This is a genomic window from Acidovorax sp. M14 (assembly GCF_049331375.1).
Taxonomy (GTDB): Bacteria; Pseudomonadota; Gammaproteobacteria; order Burkholderiales; family Burkholderiaceae_C; genus Acidovorax.
Window position 1 is genome coordinate 3044671 of sequence record NZ_CP186263.1, and the last position, 17571, is coordinate 3062241.

The 17571-nt window shown below is 61.8% G+C and carries 14 protein-coding genes; 2 read left to right on the plus strand and 12 right to left on the minus strand.

Going from position 1 to position 17571, the window contains the following annotated elements; translation table 11 throughout:
• Positions 1-14 precede the first annotated feature (14 nt).
• Complete coding sequence (locus ACOYR4_RS14190) at positions 15-827, minus strand: c-type cytochrome (RefSeq protein WP_422847043.1); 813 nt, start codon at positions 825-827, stop codon at positions 15-17.
• A 141-nt stretch (positions 828-968) separates the two neighbouring features.
• Here ACOYR4_RS14190 and ACOYR4_RS14195 point away from each other — a divergent pair, with 141 nt between their 5' ends.
• Together ACOYR4_RS14195 and ACOYR4_RS14200 are read left to right on the plus strand one after the other, a co-directional pair.
• A complete protein-coding gene (locus ACOYR4_RS14195; RefSeq protein WP_422847044.1) occupies positions 969-2453 on the plus strand; it encodes a PLP-dependent aminotransferase family protein in 1485 nt (494 codons plus the stop codon).
• Positions 2454-2735: 282 nt separating this feature from the next.
• A complete protein-coding gene (locus tag ACOYR4_RS14200) occupies positions 2736-3086 on the plus strand; it encodes a hypothetical protein (protein ID WP_422847045.1) in 351 nt (116 codons plus the stop codon).
• A 42-nt stretch (positions 3087-3128) separates the two neighbouring features.
• On the opposite strand, the gene ACOYR4_RS14205 is transcribed toward ACOYR4_RS14200, so the two are convergent.
• From ACOYR4_RS14205 to mshL, 11 genes are all read right to left on the minus strand, one after another.
• Positions 3129-3878 carry a type II secretion system protein gene (locus tag ACOYR4_RS14205; RefSeq protein WP_422847046.1) on the minus strand — a complete coding sequence of 250 codons (750 nt, stop codon included), beginning with the start codon at positions 3876-3878 and terminating at the stop codon, positions 3129-3131.
• A gap of 26 nt (positions 3879-3904) precedes the next feature.
• Positions 3905-5224: a type II secretion system protein gene (locus tag ACOYR4_RS14210; protein WP_422847047.1), complete on the minus strand. Its 1320-nt coding sequence runs from the start codon at positions 5222-5224 to the stop codon at positions 3905-3907.
• The gene (locus ACOYR4_RS14215; protein WP_422847048.1) at positions 5221-6456 is read right to left on the minus strand and encodes a type II secretion system protein; all 1236 of its coding nucleotides are present in this window, start codon (positions 6454-6456) and stop codon (positions 5221-5223) included. Before ACOYR4_RS14215 ends, ACOYR4_RS14210 begins: the two co-directional genes overlap by 4 nt.
• Entirely contained in the window at positions 6453-8789 is a 2337-nt protein-coding gene (locus ACOYR4_RS14220; protein WP_422847049.1) for a hypothetical protein, read from the minus strand. The genes ACOYR4_RS14215 and ACOYR4_RS14220 overlap by 4 nt, the downstream gene beginning before the upstream one ends.
• A 28-nt stretch (positions 8790-8817) precedes the next feature.
• Positions 8818-9600 carry a prepilin-type N-terminal cleavage/methylation domain-containing protein gene (locus ACOYR4_RS14225; RefSeq protein WP_422847050.1) on the minus strand — a complete coding sequence of 261 codons (783 nt, stop codon included), beginning with the start codon at positions 9598-9600 and terminating at the stop codon, positions 8818-8820.
• Positions 9597-10184, minus strand: coding sequence for a hypothetical protein (locus ACOYR4_RS14230; RefSeq protein WP_422847051.1), 588 nt, complete (start codon positions 10182-10184; stop codon positions 9597-9599). The genes ACOYR4_RS14225 and ACOYR4_RS14230 overlap by 4 nt, the downstream gene beginning before the upstream one ends.
• Before the next feature lie 80 nt (positions 10185-10264).
• Complete coding sequence (locus ACOYR4_RS14235) at positions 10265-11536, minus strand: type II secretion system F family protein (protein ID WP_291442392.1); 1272 nt, start codon at positions 11534-11536, stop codon at positions 10265-10267.
• A gap of 22 nt (positions 11537-11558) precedes the next feature.
• On the minus strand, positions 11559-13304 hold the full coding sequence (locus ACOYR4_RS14240) for a GspE/PulE family protein (RefSeq protein WP_099730536.1): 1746 nt from the start codon (positions 13302-13304) through the stop codon (positions 11559-11561).
• Complete coding sequence (locus ACOYR4_RS14245; RefSeq protein WP_422847052.1) at positions 13288-14793, minus strand: ExeA family protein; 1506 nt, start codon at positions 14791-14793, stop codon at positions 13288-13290. Before ACOYR4_RS14245 ends, ACOYR4_RS14240 begins: the two co-directional genes overlap by 17 nt.
• Positions 14790-15251: a tetratricopeptide repeat protein gene (locus ACOYR4_RS14250; RefSeq protein WP_209820241.1), complete on the minus strand. Its 462-nt coding sequence runs from the start codon at positions 15249-15251 to the stop codon at positions 14790-14792. Before ACOYR4_RS14250 ends, ACOYR4_RS14245 begins: the two co-directional genes overlap by 4 nt.
• A 500-nt stretch (positions 15252-15751) precedes the next feature.
• Positions 15752-17548 (minus strand): pilus (MSHA type) biogenesis protein MshL, encoded by a 1797-nt coding sequence (gene mshL, locus ACOYR4_RS14255; protein ID WP_110961232.1) that lies wholly within the window; start codon positions 17546-17548, stop codon positions 15752-15754.
• Between the last annotated feature and the right edge of the window lie 23 nt (positions 17549-17571).

Below are 17571 nucleotides of genomic sequence, written 5' to 3' on the forward strand. Positions count from 1 at the left end.
CGGTGCATCCCTTCTCAGCGTGCAGCTGCAGCAGCAACGGGAACCTCCGCCACACCGCCGCAGCGCGCAGGCATGGCGGCAGGCAACGTGCGGGCTGGCTTGCCACCCGCCGCCACGGGCTGGGCGGCCAGCCAGGCCGAGACCGCGCTCACGTCATCGGGCGTGAGCTGGCGGGCAATATCGGCCATGCAGTCGGGCACGTGCGCGCGGCGCTGGCCGGTCTTCCAGGCACCCAGCTGGCTGTTGAGGTAGTCACGCGGCAGGCCCAGCAGGCCGGGGATGGACGGCACCACACCCGTCATGGCCGCACCGTGGCAGGCCACGCAGGCCGGGATGTTGCGCGCAACGTCACCCCGCTGCACCAGCACGCGCCCGCGCTCCAGCACGGCGGGTGGCACTTGCGGCGCAAGCGGTGGCGGGTACGGCAAGTCCTGCGCGGCAAAGTACTCGGCCATCTCCCGCAGGTAGTCGTCTGTCAGGTGTTCGATCAGGTACCCCATCTGCGGGTAACTGCGCCGCCCGTCGCGGAAGTTGAGCAACTGGTTGGCCAAGTACCCAGCCGGCTTGCCCGCAATGCGCGGAAAGTAGCCGTCGGGCGTGGCGCGGCCCTCCTTGCCATGGCAGGCGGTGCAGGCCAGCACGCGCGACGCCATGGACGACGCGGGCACCGTGGCCGCCGTGGATGCGGTGGCCACGGGCGCTGCAGCGGCGGTATTAGGGGGCGCCGTCTGGGCCACAGCACCAGCGCTCAAGGCCAGCGCCAGCAGGGCGGCGGCTGCAGGCAGGCAGACAATGGGGCGCAGCAGGCTGCGCAGGCAATCGATCATGGCTTTTTATCTCTGGGGAAACAGTCGGTGGGCGTGCGCCCACACAGTCCGCCACTCTACGCCCGACCATAAAAACAGTACAGATTCAGTTTCGAGTTAAAAATACAGATCAGTTTGCCCTGCATCAACCCCGCCCCGCCCATGAAGCGCTACGAACGCCACGCTGACGCCATCGCCCAGCTCATCCACAGCGGCGCGCTGCGCCCCGGTGACCGCGTGCCCTCCGTGCGCGAGGCCAGCCGCACGCGGGGCATCAGCCCGTCCACTGTGTTCGAGGCGTACTACCTGCTGGAGGCTCAGGGCCTGATCCACGCGCGCCCGCGCTCGGGCTACTACGTCAGCGCCCGGCTGCCTAGCGCCGCCGAGGCCCGCCCGGCCGAGCCCCAGCCCTCCCAGCCCGCAGTCACCTCCACCGAGGTGGCCATCAGCGACCTGGTGTTCGAGGTGCTGGGCCTGGCGCGCGACCGCGACCTGGTGCCGCTGGGCTCGGCCTTTCCGGGGCTGGAGCTGTTTCCGCTGGAGCGCCTGGCGCGGTGCCTTGCCAGCGGCATGCGCAAGCTCGATCCGTGGAACATCGTGCAAAGCCTGCCGCCCGGCGACGAACGCCTGCGTCAGCAGATCGCGCTGCGCTACGGCGTGCACGGCACGGCGGTGGATGTGGAAGAAATCATCATCACCAACGGCGCCATGGAGGCGCTCAACCTCTGCCTGGAAGCCGTCACACAGCCGGGCGACGTGGTGGTGGTCGAATCGCCCACCTTCTACGCCGCGCTGCAGGCGCTGGAGCGGCTGAACCTGCAGGCGCTGGAGATCGCCACCCACCCGCGCGATGGCATCGACCTGGCGGCGTTGGCGCAAGCACTGGAGCGGCAAACACCCCACCAGCCCATCAAGGCCTGTTGGCTGATGCCCAGCTTTCAGAACCCGCTGGGCAGCCTGATGCCAGAGGAAAAAAAGCGCGAGCTCATCGCCCTGCTGGCGCGCCACGGCGTGCCGCTGATCGAAGACGACGTGTACGGTGAGCTGCACTTTAGCCCCCAGCGCCCGCCCCCAGCCAAGGCGTTTGATGGCGCGGGGCTGGTGATGCACTGCAGTTCGTTCAGCAAAAGCCTGGCGCCCGGCTATCGCGTAGGCTGGGTGGCAGCCGGCCGCCAAGCCACAGCGGTGCAGCGGCTCAAGCTGATGACCACGCTCTCGGCCGCCACGCCGTCGCAGCAGGGGCTTTCCGAATACCTAGCCCAGGGTGGGTACGACCGTCACCTGCGCGCACTGCGCCGCAGCCTGGAACAACAACAGGCGATTGCTCTGGCTGCGGTGGCCCAGCACTTCCCGCCCGGCACGCGCGTGTCGCGGCCCGAGGGCGGGTACTTTTTATGGGTGGAACTGCCTCCCCAGGTCAACGCGCTGGAGCTGCACCGCCTGGCACTGCAACAGGGCATCAGCCTGGCGCCGGGGCAGATCTTCTCGGCCGACCAGCGATTTGCGCATTGCGTGCGCATCAACTACGGCCACCCCGCCCACCACCGGCTGGAGGCCGCACTGGCCACCGTGGGCCAACTGGCCACGGGCTTGGCGACCGCCGTACCAGAGAGCGCGGAAACACCCAAATTACTATCAAAACAATAGCTACAAAGGCATACAAATCTGGCGCCTGGTCCCATTTTTAGCCAAACCCTGGCATCCGCACCCATCGCGCAGCCCCTGGACCCCACCGCATTGCCCACCCCACAAGGCACCGCGCCAGCCTTGCACCAGGCTGACACCCGGCCCTGCGTTGGAAAGGCCCAACCTCGGGTTCTCCCGCAGCAGGCATGGCGCTTGCGGCGGCATACTGGCGCCCGCTCGCACCCCGGGCAATGCACCACGGCGGCCCACCCGCCCCGCCCCCTAACCCCAACGCCCAGCACCATGGCCGCACCCCAGCATGTACCGTTTGTGATGGTGGAAGACGAAGACGACTGGGTGGTCTCGTTCGCCCTGGGTCCGCAAGGTGCCGACCGCCTCACCCTGGTGCGTACCCCCCACCTCGAATTCATGCTGCGGCCCGAGCAGCGCGGCGTATCCGTCGGCGCCGAGGCAGGCCAGCGCCCCGCCCTGCTGGTGGCGGTGCAATGGGGCCACAAGTGTGTGGATGTGGTGTCCACCGCCAAGCGCTACAGCCTAGACATCAGCAAGGTGGACAACGCCACCCGCAACGCGGCGCTGCGGGTGTTGGGCAAGATGAATTTTGACCAGCGGTTTCAGCTGGCAGGATTTTGAGGCGGCGCTTTCTGATCGCACCAGTTAGGGCATGAGCTCAGTTCAACGCATCATTTTGAAGTAGGCCGTCGTCACGGCCACCTGAGACTCGTCAAGCGAGGTTGGCGCGGTGGAACCGAACGCAACACGGTCGTCAATGGACCAATTCATGCCAGTACTGTTGGTTGTGTTGGCAGCAGGGATTGTGCCGTTCGCCAGAGGTCCTTCGCGCAAGCTTCCAAAACGCGCATCGGTGCGGCCATCAATCTGCTGGTCCAGCGAGCCCGCCAAGGAAAAGGTCACACCGCGAATCACCATCACATTGCGTGGACGGAGCACGTAATTGTTCACGGTGTCGGCGGGTTCAGACCAGTCAACGCTCTGAAAACAGACACGCGCCTCCTGGGGGTTACCGTTGCTGTCGAGGTACACGTACCTGTCTTGCTGCCCCTCAGTACGCCCAGTCGGCACGCGAATTCCCGCTGCCAAAAATTGATTGATCATTGTTGTGCCACACAGCTCCGTACCCGCAGGAGTGACATTGCCGTTGACACGGCCCGTTGGGTTGGATGGGTTGTCCCCAGGCGGGCGCCCCACGCCATTGAAGTACGCCTCATAAGCCAGTTGCCACCCTTGAATGAAGTCCGTGGACAAGCGCTGGTTGGCGGCAGACCGCTGGAGGTCCCGACCCACAGCTACGGCACCAATCACAAGCCCGATCACGATAAGGACTACGCTCAATTCGATCAGTGAGAAGCCGCGCTGGCGGCGAAATACCCTGACGCTGGCGGCGAATGCAGAAATGGGGGTCATAGTGCGTAACTCGAAAAGCATTGGGTTCAATGGCCGATTGCATCGGCGCGCAGCGCGTTCTCGTTAAGGGTGCGCGACAGGTTAGTCATAGCCGTAGTGCGGGCCGCGAAGTCACTATGAACCTGTTCCGCCTCCGCCAACGACAAGGCGGCATCAATCACTGCATAGGCCGCTGCCACGTCGCTGGCAACCGCCAGCCCGATGCCCACAGCAGCCAAAGCAATCTGAAAGGCACGCGCACCCACGGACATTGTTGTGTCTGCCACGGCGGACACCATCTCCTTTGCAGCGTCCAGAGATCCTGCTACCGCTGACGCTACGCCGGCAGCTGCGGCTGCCACATCGGCCCGCGCCAACACCACCGCGATGTAGAGCTGATCTCGGTAGTCGTACATCGCTCGCTCCATTACCAACGAGCCTGTGGCGACGTTGAAATGGGCATGGGATACTGCAGACAGCGAAGCGCCGCAGCTCAATTCGGAAAACAGCTCGTTATGGCTCGCTGCCACCACTATGTCGTCATAGATGTCGGTGACAGCCCGGCCCGGCGCCTCAAAGGTTGGATTAGCGTTATCAGCAGTCGCGTTGGCCCCATCAAAAGCCGCACCATTGCCATCTGCGTCGAGCATTCCTGGAGCAGCGATTGCAAACGCAGCAGCCCGTCGGCTCGCTCCCACCTGCGTGGCCAATCGACCCGCAGCAGGCACGAGGCCATCCCCCCCTCGGTTCAACGCCAAACAGATATCTATCAGATTGACAGCGTTTTCAACTCCAAGCGGGCAAGGAGGCGCATTCGCCGCGTTACATGCCGAATTGAGCGGAATAGCATCGTCGCCGGAATAGGTCGCACCCAGAATTCCAGCAGCGGTGGCGGGGATCGGAGGTGCGTTCGGATTGGGGGCATCGGCATTCTGTGGTTTGGGATCCGGTGTGCGCACTCTCAGCGGATTCATCCGATCCAGCCGCACCGCCAAATCCTCATCCAAAGATGCAGAGGCAGAGTCAGGCGCGCGAGAAACGCCGTACCTCAGCGCTCCCGCTTCCGGCCGAGGAAGATTGAGGGTACGCCACGGCAAAAATCCCACCTGACGGTTGCTCGCGCAGTCCTCCAAACCGAGCGAATTGGCGGCTGGGCATGGCAAGCGATAGTTGGAATGCAGAAAACCCAGCAATGAATCACGTGCCTGCTTTTGCACGTCCATTTGCTGTGTGGTTACGCGTTGGCGCTCTGATAACTGCCAGAAGATCACGGCACCAGGCAGGATCAGCCCTAATGCAAGTAAAACCACCGACAGTTCCACCAGGGTGAATCCCGTCATACGGCGCTTGATGGTAGGGCGCTTCATGGATTGAGTCCCTTGCGGTCCAACAGCACAGCGTAGTTCATTGCCTGTGCCAGTGTTTCATACAAATGCACCACATAGGCGCGCACAGCGGCCTCCTTGTCGATGGAAGCTTGCAACGCGTCCTCAGCTTCTTTTAGGTCAATTGCTGCCAAGGTCACCTCAGCTATTGCGAGTCCAAGATTCACACCAGCCAGTGCAATACCGAATATGGTGATCCCTTCCGTATTGGAAGCTGATGCAATCGCCAACGCCAAGCTACCGCCCGCCAGGGCGGCGTTGACTGCCGCCAAGGCAACACCTGATTGGGCTCCTGACAATGCAGACTCGGCCTGCGCAATGTCGAACACACGCAGCGACCAGTACTCCTGCGTCAAAAGCGCATTGTCATAAGCGGTGTAAGCCGCCTGAGCAGCGGCCTGCATGGCGCTCAAACGAGTAGCGCAGCCAATGCGCCCAGCCAAATCGGCTGGACCAACACCGATCGCGATGTCGTCGTAGTTTGCGGATTGAGCCCGGCCAGGAAAATCAAAGAATCGCCCCCCCACACCGCCACTGACGTTGCTTCCTTCGAAGATGTTGTTCAACCCGGGGTGCACCACTACAAACGCGACAGGCATACTGTCGGTCGCATTCCCCGCCTGCAAAACACCAGCCGCCGAGGGGTTAGCAGCAAACCGCCGCAGCACCCGGCACCAGTCCAGGCCATTCGCATCCGCTGCGCGCTGAGCAGTCGCGGCCGTCATGGCGGCCTCCACCTTAGTCAGAGCGGCATCAACCGCTGCATCGGAAGGCAAATCGGGATCGATGGATGGAATGCCAGTCAGTGTGAGATTCAGGTCAGGTGACACCGATCGCGCGAGTGCTCCCGCCTCGGGGGCAAGATTCAACCCGGTCCCCCCCCGGTTCACACCGTAGTGCAGTTGGCCGAAACGGCTGCTCAACCCTAAAGTGCGCCATGGCAGAAAAACAGCCGCGGCATCAGCGCAGTTCTCATTGCCGCCCGTGTTGGATGCAGCGCAAGGCAAGCGGCTTTGCGCAAGCACAAACCCTTCCAGCGCAGCCTGCGCCTCCGCCAACTGCCCCACGATGGCCGGCCGCTCAAGCGGCTCCCGAGTAGAGGCTACCCAACGCCAGACAATGACGCCGATGATGCCAACGATGGCCATTGCTACACCTAGCTCCACCAAAGAGTACCCGGATTGACGTCGAACAGAGAGGTGTTTGAGCATCATCGCGTGCCTCCCTTGCGATCCACATTCTCCAGAATGGTTTGAGCTTGGGCGGGCGTCATAGGTACTACAGCCGACCCAGTGGTGTTGCAGGCAGCTGGTTTGTCGACCATTTCCTGCATCTGAGTCACTTGCGCTTGGGCTTTGGTCGCGCGCTCTGCGGCGGCCTCCCTTTTCTTCACCAAGGCGTCCAGTTCTTTCTGTAGCTTCAAGGGTTTCAGATACGTGGCATCTGTGTTAGGGGCTGTAGTGCCAGGAAAACCGAATAGATTCCACAACAGGGTGTTGAGGTCGTTGGTGATGTTCACTTCGCCTTGCGCACACCCGCTCGTACACCGGTAGGCAATCACATTCCCGCTACCGTCATACACAGCGTAACGGCCAGCACCGGTCAGATTGGCATATGCGGTTTGGTATTGGGTTCGCGCCTGACCAAAGCTGGATGACGCAGCATCACGATCAGCGATTGCGGTGTTCAGCGTCGCCTGGGCAGATGCCAGGGAATTGACTGCATCCGCACGAGCTGCACGGAACAGATTGGCGTCCAACTCACGGGCCTTGCGCGCGCGCTCCTTCTCCAACTCTGCCTTGTTCGGTGGATTGGTGGCAATCTGCGCATCCAGCGCTGCAATTTGATTGGTTAGGGTCTGTATCTGCGGAATGCTCTCCAACATACGAATTTCGGCTTCTTTACCGGAGCGCTGCCCGCGCAACAGATTCAACCGGTCGGTGTCGCTCGGGCTGGTCGCGGCAATCTGAGCGTCGAGCGTAGCGATGTCCGCGTTGAGCCGCGCCAACGAGCCCGCGCTGTCAGCAAGCATCGCATCGTAGCTAGCGACTTTGTCAGCCCAGGTGTCGCGCGCTTCAGTGGCGCGGCTGACGTTGGCCACGGCAGCCTCGTAGGCGTAGGAGTAATTTCCCCAACTCTGTGCGGCATTAAGCAGCGGATCCACACGGTCATCGATCTGCGACGATGCGCCGCTACCTCGCAGCAACGCTCGCAAGGACGCCACTGTGTTGTCGCGCACAGTGATTGCTGTATTGCGCTCGTTTGTCTTATTGACGATTTCAGCATCCACAGCGGCAAGCGCATTCACTGCGTTGTCTCGTTCGGTCTTGGCGTTTGCCAGCATCTGGTTGATCAGAGTTTGATCACGCGGAGGACAAATTTCTGCGGCAGTGGCAGAGCTGTCTGCCAGGGTGAGGGCTGTTCCTGCAATACCTGCAGCCGTGGCATTCAAGGCTACGGCCACAATATTGGCGTACACCACCCCGCCCGCAAGCCCAATGGCTACCGTGTGCTGCGGCGCGGCAGCACACGCATTGACAGCCAGCCCCAGCGATGCTGCGCAGGTCACCCACTCGGCAGCTGCATTGCCAGCATCCGATATACCCTCTGCCACAGCCAGCGCAATCTCCAGGCTGGTCATGACGGCGGCCAGCGTTGAGAACGCAACGGCGCGCCGTGCGGCTTCAATATTGTCTGCTTTCATGTCTGCCACTTGACTCACGATGTCCTCACCGAGAGCAACAGCGTTGATGGAGTCAATTAAAGGCTGGCACTGAAAAGCAGCCAACAGGCTGGTGAACGAACGCTCCAGCACAATGTCGTTGTAGGTTGCGAGCAAGGGCCTTCGCGCAGGGTCTTCCATCAAATTGGCGTTAGCTGCCCCGTTTGCGTTTGCTCCGTCGAAAAGATCCCCATCGCCGTCCGCATCATTGATACCGGGATGTGCCAACGCATAGGCAACGGACCGCACCGGGGACGCATTCACGCGGGCCATATCGGCAGATATCGTGGTGGTACGAGCCGTATCAATGCGTTGGCAAAGATCCGTCAACGTGAGGATGTCACTGGGGTAGCCAGTTCCGCGCATGCTGAAGAACGTCGTGCCTGCATCGTCGTACGCCAGTGGTCTCCACGAGTCTGTCAGCGTAGTTAGGTTGTTATCTCCTGCACCTCGCTGCACCATGTAGCGCAGCTGGCCCACATCCACGCCGGGGTCAACGCCAGCGAGACGCAGCGTAACGGACGGCAGCCAGCCTTTTTGATCTGTCAGTGTTCCGCAATCTTCCTCTCCGTCGCGGTTGGTGTCGGGGCACGGCAACCGATGGTTCACAGTGGCAAAGGCAACAAGCGCCTGATCCGCTTGAGCAAGCACCTGCCTCTCCTGGCGCGAAGACTCTATAAGTGCGCGCTCACGCCATTGCAGGTAGCCGATCGTGGCCAAGCCAGACATTACCGAGATCAGCAGCAGCACCTGCAAGAGCCCGAAGCCACGCGCGTCAGAGCTTGTCTGGCGGCATACAGGGGCTTTGGAAAAGAAGGAACGCATGGATCTTGTAAGTGTTTTTATTGAAACGCTATGGCAAGCTAGAACGCAACCAGCCCGCCAACTGAATGGGCGACTCCGCCATCACCACGTCGTCGGAGAAGCGAGTCAGTGGCGCAGAAGGGCTTGCGGCACACACATTGTTCAGCGTATGAGGTGGGTCCAGACGGCTGCCATCGTTATCCCGGTCCTGTAGCGGGACGACAACCCAGTACGCGACCGCCATGAAGGCATTGGTAGCGCAGTCGATGTTTCCGCTTGCACCGCCATCACCTGTGATATGGGTTCTTGACGAGGCAAAAGGCAGTCGGGACGCGTTGTTGAGCGCCACGACGAGATCCGTAACGTCCTTGAACGTATCCGCACCTTCTGTATCTCCAGAGCGCTCAAGCGCCACCGCCAGATCGGCATCCTGCGTCGGATCGACGTTCGCACCGCGAAACACGGAATAGCGCGCACGCAACCGGTCAGAAGGAGTAGGTAACCCCGCGGAGGTGTAAGGAAACCACCCGACCTGGGTACCCGATGTGCAGCTGCCAGAACTCAGCGACTCGTAGCCCGTACCTACTGCGTCAGGGCAAGGGAGCCGGCCGTGCCGCAATGCAAATGCACGGATAACGGACTGAAGCTGGTGAGCCTCCGCCCGGCCCCGTTCGATTTCCTGCTGCGCCGATACCGTCTCATAACCACTGAAGGCAGCCCATGACATCAAGCCGGCGACGACGAGCACCACCGACACCTCCAACAAAGAAAACCCCCGCTGCGCAGGCCGCCACAAATGTAGGTGGAGCGACGGGAAGCAGCAAATAGTCATGGCGTTTTAGCCCCTGACCCTGGCTTGGGTGCGTAGGTTTGCAAATTCCGAGCTTCCGCGCCGACACGCTCACCCAGCGCACGCATTTCGTCCATCAGCACTTTCTGACGCTCTAAATCTTTGGGAGATGTGCCCTTGCTGATGGCTTGCAGTTCCTTGTTCAATACCTGAATGCGCGCACTGGACTCGAGCATCTTGCGCAGGGCTTGGTAATAGCGTGGATCAAACCCTGGCGGTGCCAGCGCCTCAAGTTCATTGACCAAAGAAAGCATGCGTTCCGGCGACGCATTGACCCCTTGGGCGCGCAAGGCATTGAATTCGGCACGAACCTCCGCCAGACGTCGCCGCCGCTCCTGCACTTCTTGTGGCGAACGGAAAGCCGCGCTGTTGCCTCCAGCCAAAGAAGGGCTCTGACCGGTCGGAGATGAAGACGAGGACAACGAAGAAACCCGTTGACTAACGTTCGACCTTGCTGGTGTTGACGGAGTGGTTTCGGCGCTATTCCCGGCCAGCCAGAAGCTACCCGCTACCAGGGCCAGCACCAGCAGCCCCAGGCCACCACCAATCAATAAAGGCTTACGCATGCTTTAGCACCCAACCCTGCGCAACCGCGGGCGGGTCATTAAAAAAAAGAAAACTCGCAGGCAACCCAGGAGACACATAACTATCCGCCCCCCATGCTCTGCGTGACCGACTGCCGCACCAGGTCGTACACCGGCAACAACAGCGCAACGATCAGGAAAAGAAACAAGCCGCCGGCAACCAGAATGATCAGAGGCTTGAGGATTTCGGCGAGCGACTTCACCAACACCTCCAGGCGCTTGCGATAGTCCGCCGCAAGGTGTGAGAGTTGCTGATCCAGGCTACCGGACTCTTCCCCTACAGAAATCATGCGAACTGCCATCGCAGGAAAACCGCCCACGCGCCGCATGGATGAAGACACGGACTCCCCACGCGAAACCGATTCCGCCACGTGGATGAGTCGGGTACGGTAATAGCGGTTCTTGGTAGCACGCCCCAGAACGCGCAGGCTGGACACCATGTCCACCCCCGCACGCACCAAGATCGAGAGGTGCTCAGTGATGTGCGCCATGCCAGAGGACACCAGCAACGTACGAGCAATCGGCAACCGGTGCATCAGGGTATAGGTGGCAAGCTGGAACCGCTCGGACCGCCTGAACGCAATGACGCCGATAGACACGACGATGACAGTGACCAGCAGCACCCAGGGCAGATGGGTGGACAGCAAGTTAGCAAACGCCACCAGCCCTTCAGTGATGGGCGGCAGTTTCGCCTGCAGCTGCTTGAAAAGGCGCGCCATGTTGGGCACGACGTAGTAAATCCAGAAGATGGCGACGCCGATGATGGAGGCGAACACGAACGCCGGATAGATCAGCGCAGTCTTGATGTCACGCCGGATATTGATCATGCGCTCGACGTGCTCGGCGGCTTCGCCCAGCATGCGGTCCAGAGTACCTGTCTGATCCCCGATGGAGATCAGGTTGCGCACGGTCTCGGGGAACACGTTGGGGTGCCGATTGAAAGCTTCGGTCATGCCCACACCCGCGTTCAGGTCGTCCAGCATATTGCGAGCGACAGACGCCATGGCCGGATTGCCCACACTGTGGCTTTCTTCCACCAGGGTGGTCAGCGCATCGAGGGCGGGAACACCCGCGCGCATCATGAGACCCAGGTCGCGAAGGAAGCCAGCAAGGTCCTCGCCGCGCACCTGCTTTCGGAACAGGTGCAAAAGCGCATCGGCCACCACTGCCAGCCATGCAGGAAAACGCCAGAGACTGATCACCGTGCCGTCCGTGTCGGCCTCCAGCCTCAGGCGGGCAGACAAGTCGCGCTTGACTGCCAGGCGCAACAGACCCGAGCGCACCCCACCGTGAGGCAGCAGTACGCGGTAGTAATAAGTGTTGAGATTGGCCATGCAATGCTTCCGCCAAAGCGGCTCAGTCCTCGCCCACGGTGCGGAGGATTTCCTCCATCGTGGTCTCACCTGCCAACACGCGGTGCCGCGCCAACGTCAAGATGGGTCGCATGCCTGCTGCCAGCGCGCGCTGCCGCATTTCGGCCCGTGTGGCATCTGAGGCGATGGCATCCGCGAGATCCCGGTTAACCACCAGCATTTCGTACACCGGCAGGCGGCCCAGATACCCTGTGTCACGGCAATGGTGACAGCCGGCGCCATGGAACACCTGCAGCATTTCACCTGCAGCGCCCTGCCCCAGCCAACGGCGCTCATCATCAGTCGCAAGACGTGGCTTGGCGCAGTGCGGGCAGATGCGGCGTACGAGGCGTTGGTTGATCACTGCCACCAGGTTTTCAGCGATCGTTTCTGTGTCCACCCCCAAGAGCTTGAGGCGAGGCATCACTCCGAAAATGCTGCCCACGTGCAAGGTAGACAACACCAGGTGACCCGTAGAGGAAGCGTCCAACGCTGCACGCGCGGTCTCCGAGTCCCGGATTTCGCCCACCAGGATGATGTCGGGGTCATGCCGCAGAAAGTGCCGCATGGCATTGGCGAACTCATAGCCCGCACGGCGGTTCACTTCGGTCTGGCAGGCGACCGGGACACGATATTCCACCGGGTCCTCCACGGTCAGCACATTGCGCTCAATCAAAGGCTGCATGCGCAGCGCGGCATGCAGCGTTGTGCTCTTGCCTGAGCCGGTGGGGCCCGTGATCAAGATGAGTCCGTGAGGACGCGAGAACGCCTTGGCCATGACGGCCACGTCCTCCTCCAGGAACCCGAGGTCCGCCAGCTTGTCAAGATTGCTGCGCTCGGGCAGCAGGCGCAGCACCATGCGCTCGCCAAATTCGGAGATCAAGGTGGAGACACGGATGGTGAAGTTGTGCTCCATCACCTGTGCGGTAAAGCTCCCGTCCTGGGGCAAGCGCTGTTCGCTGGCATCCATGTCAGCCTGCAGCTTGACGTAGACCACCAAACGGTCCAAAGCCGGCGAGAGCGCAAACACAGGACGCAAAACACCGTCCACCCGCAACAACACCGAACGGCTGCGCGCCGTGGGCGCCAGGTGAATATCCGTCGCGCGTTCGCGTACAGCCAGGTGAAGCATGTGCTCCAGCAAGCGAGCGGGGCTGTAGGCACGATCCACGTCGGCTTCGAGCTTGCGGACCTCGCTCTCGATCAGTCGTGCAGGAGGGTGCTCGGCAAAGTAATAGTGCTGCTGGATGGCCTGTGCAACGCTGTCGAACTCTCCCTGAAAGAAATGGCAACCCTTGCCCAGCTTGCGCTGAACAAGCTCGGTCACTGTGTCTGGCTGCGCGTCGCCCAGCACCACCTCGATCAGACCTTCGTCGTTTTCCCGCACTGGCAGGAAACCATACGTCAGGCACAGCGATCGGTTGAAGATGCCCGCTACCGCTGTATCGGGCTCTGGCATTTCGTCGGCGTTGACAAAGCGCAGCCCGCGCTGGCCAGCGAGTTGACGCGCGACCTCATTGGCACTTGCGAAACCCAGCTCCACCAAAAGGTTGCCCATAGGCACCTTCTCGATCTTCTGCTTTTGCAACACGTAGTCGATGGCGACTGCAGACACAAGGCCAGCATTGACCAATGCAGCGCCCAGGGAAGGACTCTTGTCACGCAGCACCGCCAGGCGATCCTCGGCCGTAGGGCCTGCGGGCTGCAACTGGCCCGAGGCCTCTAGCAATGATTCAGCGGGGGGATGCATCCTGATGCTCCAGAATTAAGAAGGTCAGTTCGTCGGGTTTACCAGTGGGCGGCAGACCCTGCTGCAGTTGAAAGCGGGCGAACGCCTCTCCAGTCTTCGAACCAAAAAAACCGTCGTCCGGCTCACGCTTGTCCAGCAAGCCCATGCTCTTGAGCTTGGCCTGTACCTTGCGCGTGACCTGTTCAGCGGCCTCGATGTTGCGCGTGTTGTTGCGCCCCAGCCATGCGACCCAGGACTCCTTGTCCACATTGAAACGGCACAGGCGAGTCGATGGTTTCAGGGTGTCCCCCATGCCATCAGGCAGACGGTAAACGTGCACGACCTCGTCAGCAGCAGCCGCCGCCTTGAGTTGGCTTTCGCACGCTTCACGCCCGGATACCCCCGCCGAAGGCTGCAGCTTGGGTGCCGGTGCAGCTGCCACTACGGCGGCCGCAGAGCTGCCATTGGGCGGAACCGCCGACGCAGCGCCCGACACTGTCGGCCGAACTACCTCAGGGGTGGGGGCTGCCACCACTGCGGCGGCTGACGCCACATGCTCGCTGGGTTGGGTGGCCAACCCCCAGCTGGCCAAGGCGACGGTTGCTGTGGTGCCCGCCAGCAAGCCAGCAAGCACCCAGGCTTTGCGGCCACGAGTGCCGCCAGTTACCTTGGCAATCGCCGCAGCTTCATCCCCCAGCGCGGGCAGATCGGCCACCGCACGCTGAACCAGGGATTCCGTCACCACCGATGCCCTGGTACTCGCCAAACCGTACAGACAACGGTCCAGCACCAAGTGAATGCGTCGCAGGTTTCCCTGCGTGGCGCGGTGCAAAACGTCCGCTGCGGCAGGTTCGATGGAAAGGCGCCCCTCTGCGCCCGCAGCGTTCACACGAAAGTCGAAATAACGCGTGACTTCATCCTTTTGCAGACCCGACAGGCGAGCATGTTTGATGATGCGACTTTTGAGCTGACGCAACTCTGGCGTCGCCAGGGTCTCCTCCAACTCAGGCTGTCCGACCAGCAGGATCTGCAACAGTTTTTCCTGGCCGGTCTCCAGATTGCACAACAACCGCACCAGCTCCAGCGATTCCACACTGAGGTTCTGCGCGTCATCGATCACCAGCAAGCTGATCTCGCCAGCCTGGTGCCTCGCGATCAGGAACTCTGTGAGTCGCGCGAGCCCCTGCTCCACGGAGTCCGAAGGCGGCAAACCGAAGTCTGACTGTATGGCAGACAAAAGGGCGCTGTCTTGCAAAAAGGTGTTCAGGATCAGCGCTGAGTGGCAGTTCTTGCCACTGAGGGTGTCCAGCAGGCGCCGCACCAAAGTGCTCTTGCCCAGCCCCACTTCTCCGGTGAGAAGAACAAAGCCCTTGCGCGCCTCAATGCAATGCACGATCTCCGCGAAATCCTCCTCCAGCCGCGGCGTGAAGAAGTACGAACCCGCATCCGGTGTCGGCGGAAACGGATTGCGCGACAACCCCAGCGTGGCATAGATGGAATTGGCCGTCATTGGCGTGCAGCGGGTGTGAACTGGGCCAATGCAGCCCGCAGCGCAGCCGAATCTGGTTGCAGTCGCGATGCGGCATCAAGGGTTGCGCGCGCTTCTTCTGTCTTTTGCTGGCGCGACTGGATGCTGGCCAGGTTGATGGCGGCCTCTTCGTCACCCGGCAGGCGCTCAAGGATGGTGCGATAACCATCTGCCGCTGCGGCATCGCGGCCGGCGCGCAGGTCAAACCAGGCTTGGGCGCGCACGAGTCCCAGAGACCCCGCGGGCAGACGCTCCTTCAATGCGGCCAATTCACGCTCAGCATCGGCTGTCCGCGACTCTTTCATGGCGGCGACGAAACGGGCGAAGCGCAGCTCTACGGGTGCATCATCCACGGCAGGGGCTGGAGCCACAGCCGGCGCAGCCGCCGTGGTGGAGCGAGTGACACCACGTGCCTGTCGCGTCGTACTGCTGCGATTCACAGCAGCGGCTGCAGGCGTAACGGTCTCAACGCGCGGACCGGCCGCCACGACCGTCTTGGGAGTCGCAGGCTCCACGGCAACTGCCGAAGCCGGAGTCGGTGACTGCACTGGTGCAGGCGCAGGAGCCGCCGCAGCAACAGCGGGAACTGGCACGGCTGCAGGCACAGGGACTGCTGGTGCAGGCGCAGCAGCCATCGTAGATGCAGGGGCTGCAGCAGGCGCAGCCGTTTCAGCAACCGGCGAAGTGACCGCCACCGGTGCCGGCGCTGGAGCAGGAACCGGGTTTGGCGCAGCAGCCATCGGCGGCGGCAGAGCCTTGGGCTTCATCTGGGTCTGCCAGACAAACCATCCCAAAATCCCCGCCCCTAATACGACGGCAAAAGCCAGCATGGCATCCAGCCACGCAGGACGGGCACGCACCGTCGCCTTGGAAGCCCTTGCCATGGCAGGCTTGGAATCTTGAGGCGCATCCATGGATTTCAGCGCGTCGTGGATGAGGCTCATAGCACGCGCACCCGCAAGACGATCACCAGTTCACGGCTTCCGTGCACCTTGTTTTCGTTGCCAAACAACTTGCCCAGCAACGGCACGTCGGAGACACCGGGTGCGCCGCGATCATTGTTGGAACTGCGCTGGTCGATCAACCCCCCAACCACCACCACGTCCCCATCACCCACGTTCAAGGTCGTGGTCAGCCCCTTGTAGCTCACCTTGGGCAGGGAGACCAGGTTATCGCCCCCTACCGAGACCAACTGCAGGCTTGCAGGGTCCACATCGCTCTGCATGGGGTTCAGCAGCAGCTCGATGCGACCATCATCACGCACCATGGGCAGCACGCCTACCATGACGCCGGAGAACACCGTGTCGGTCTGTACGCTGGACGAGGTGGTGGAAGCTCCACCGCCCGGCACAGTCTGCGTCGATGCGGACTGAGAGACGTACCGCGAACTGGTGCCCACCGACAGCAACGCAGGGGTTCCATTGCGTACCTGCACGTTGGGGTTGGACAAGACCTTGAGATTGCCAAATGAACGCAGCGCGTTGATCACGATGCCGTAATTGCTGCCCTGGTAGGAAACGCCCAGCGCAGGCCCAGCCACGCTCCCGATCAGCGCTGCAGGAATGGAAATCGCCCGCGAAGGGTAGCCAGTGGCGGCATTTGGCAGCGTGCCCGAACTGCCACCCAACTGCATGGGCGACGAGCCAAAGCCGGCCGCCAGACGGCTGCGCAAAGACGTCCAGTCCACTCCGAACTCGAAGTTGTCAGACAGTTGTACGTCGATCAGCTGCGCCTCGACATACACCTGCTTGCCCAGCACCTTGTGCACTTGGGCCAGCATCTTTTCGACCGCCCGCATCTTGGAGGGCCGGGCCTTCACATACAGCGTGCCGGTCATCTTGTTCAGCGTGAAGCCACTGTCCTCGGTCATGGTGGCCAAAGGTGCCTGTGGCAACTGGGCTGGACGTGTAGGGTTGGCACCGCTTCCAATCCAGGGCGAAGAAGAACCCGGCGTCGTCATGGTCAAGTTCTGCTGCTGCATTTGCTGCTGTGCCAGGCGGTCCTGGTTGGCGTCGCCCAGTACCGACTTCAGCGCTGTCTCGATTTCCTGGTACGGGTCCGTGCTGCCGCCGCCAGAGCCCGACATGGTCAGGCTGCCCTGCTGGGCGCCCGAACCGCCGCCACCGCTGCTGCCACTGCCGCTTCCGCCTCCACCACCCGAATTGGTACTGCCGAAGACATTACCGCCAGAGCCCATCTGGATGCTGGTCTTGGTGTTCAGAAAGTTCAGCGAGAAGAACTTTTCCTCGGTCAGGTTCACCCGCAGCGTATTGCCACGGAACTCGCCAGCCACGTCGTAAGTACGCAGGACTTCATTGAAGCCTTCACGCAATGTCACTTGGCGCAAGTGCATATCTGCCAATTGACCGCCCTTGAGCACATTGGGATCAACGATCAGGTTCAGATTTCCTGCGTCGGCAAATGCACTCAAGATCTGGCTGATGCTGGCGCGGGACATGGCCACGTTGATCAGCTTGCCTTCCAGGGGATCGAACACTGGAGCCACTGGAGCAATGACCGGTGCCGCAGCCGTCTTGTTGATTTCGGTCAGCAACATCTGCTGATGCACCAGCAAGCGCTGGGCCTCCTGCGCAGCGTGCTCGCGCATCTGGTCTGCCGCGCTGGTGTCTGGCGGCGGGAGGCTGGCAGCGCTACGGGGCGAAGGGCTGGCGCAACCAGCCAGCACCAGGGCGGCACATACCAGCGCCAATGGCTTGAAAAACGGAGGATTGTTCATATCGCTGTCCTTGGCGCTACTAG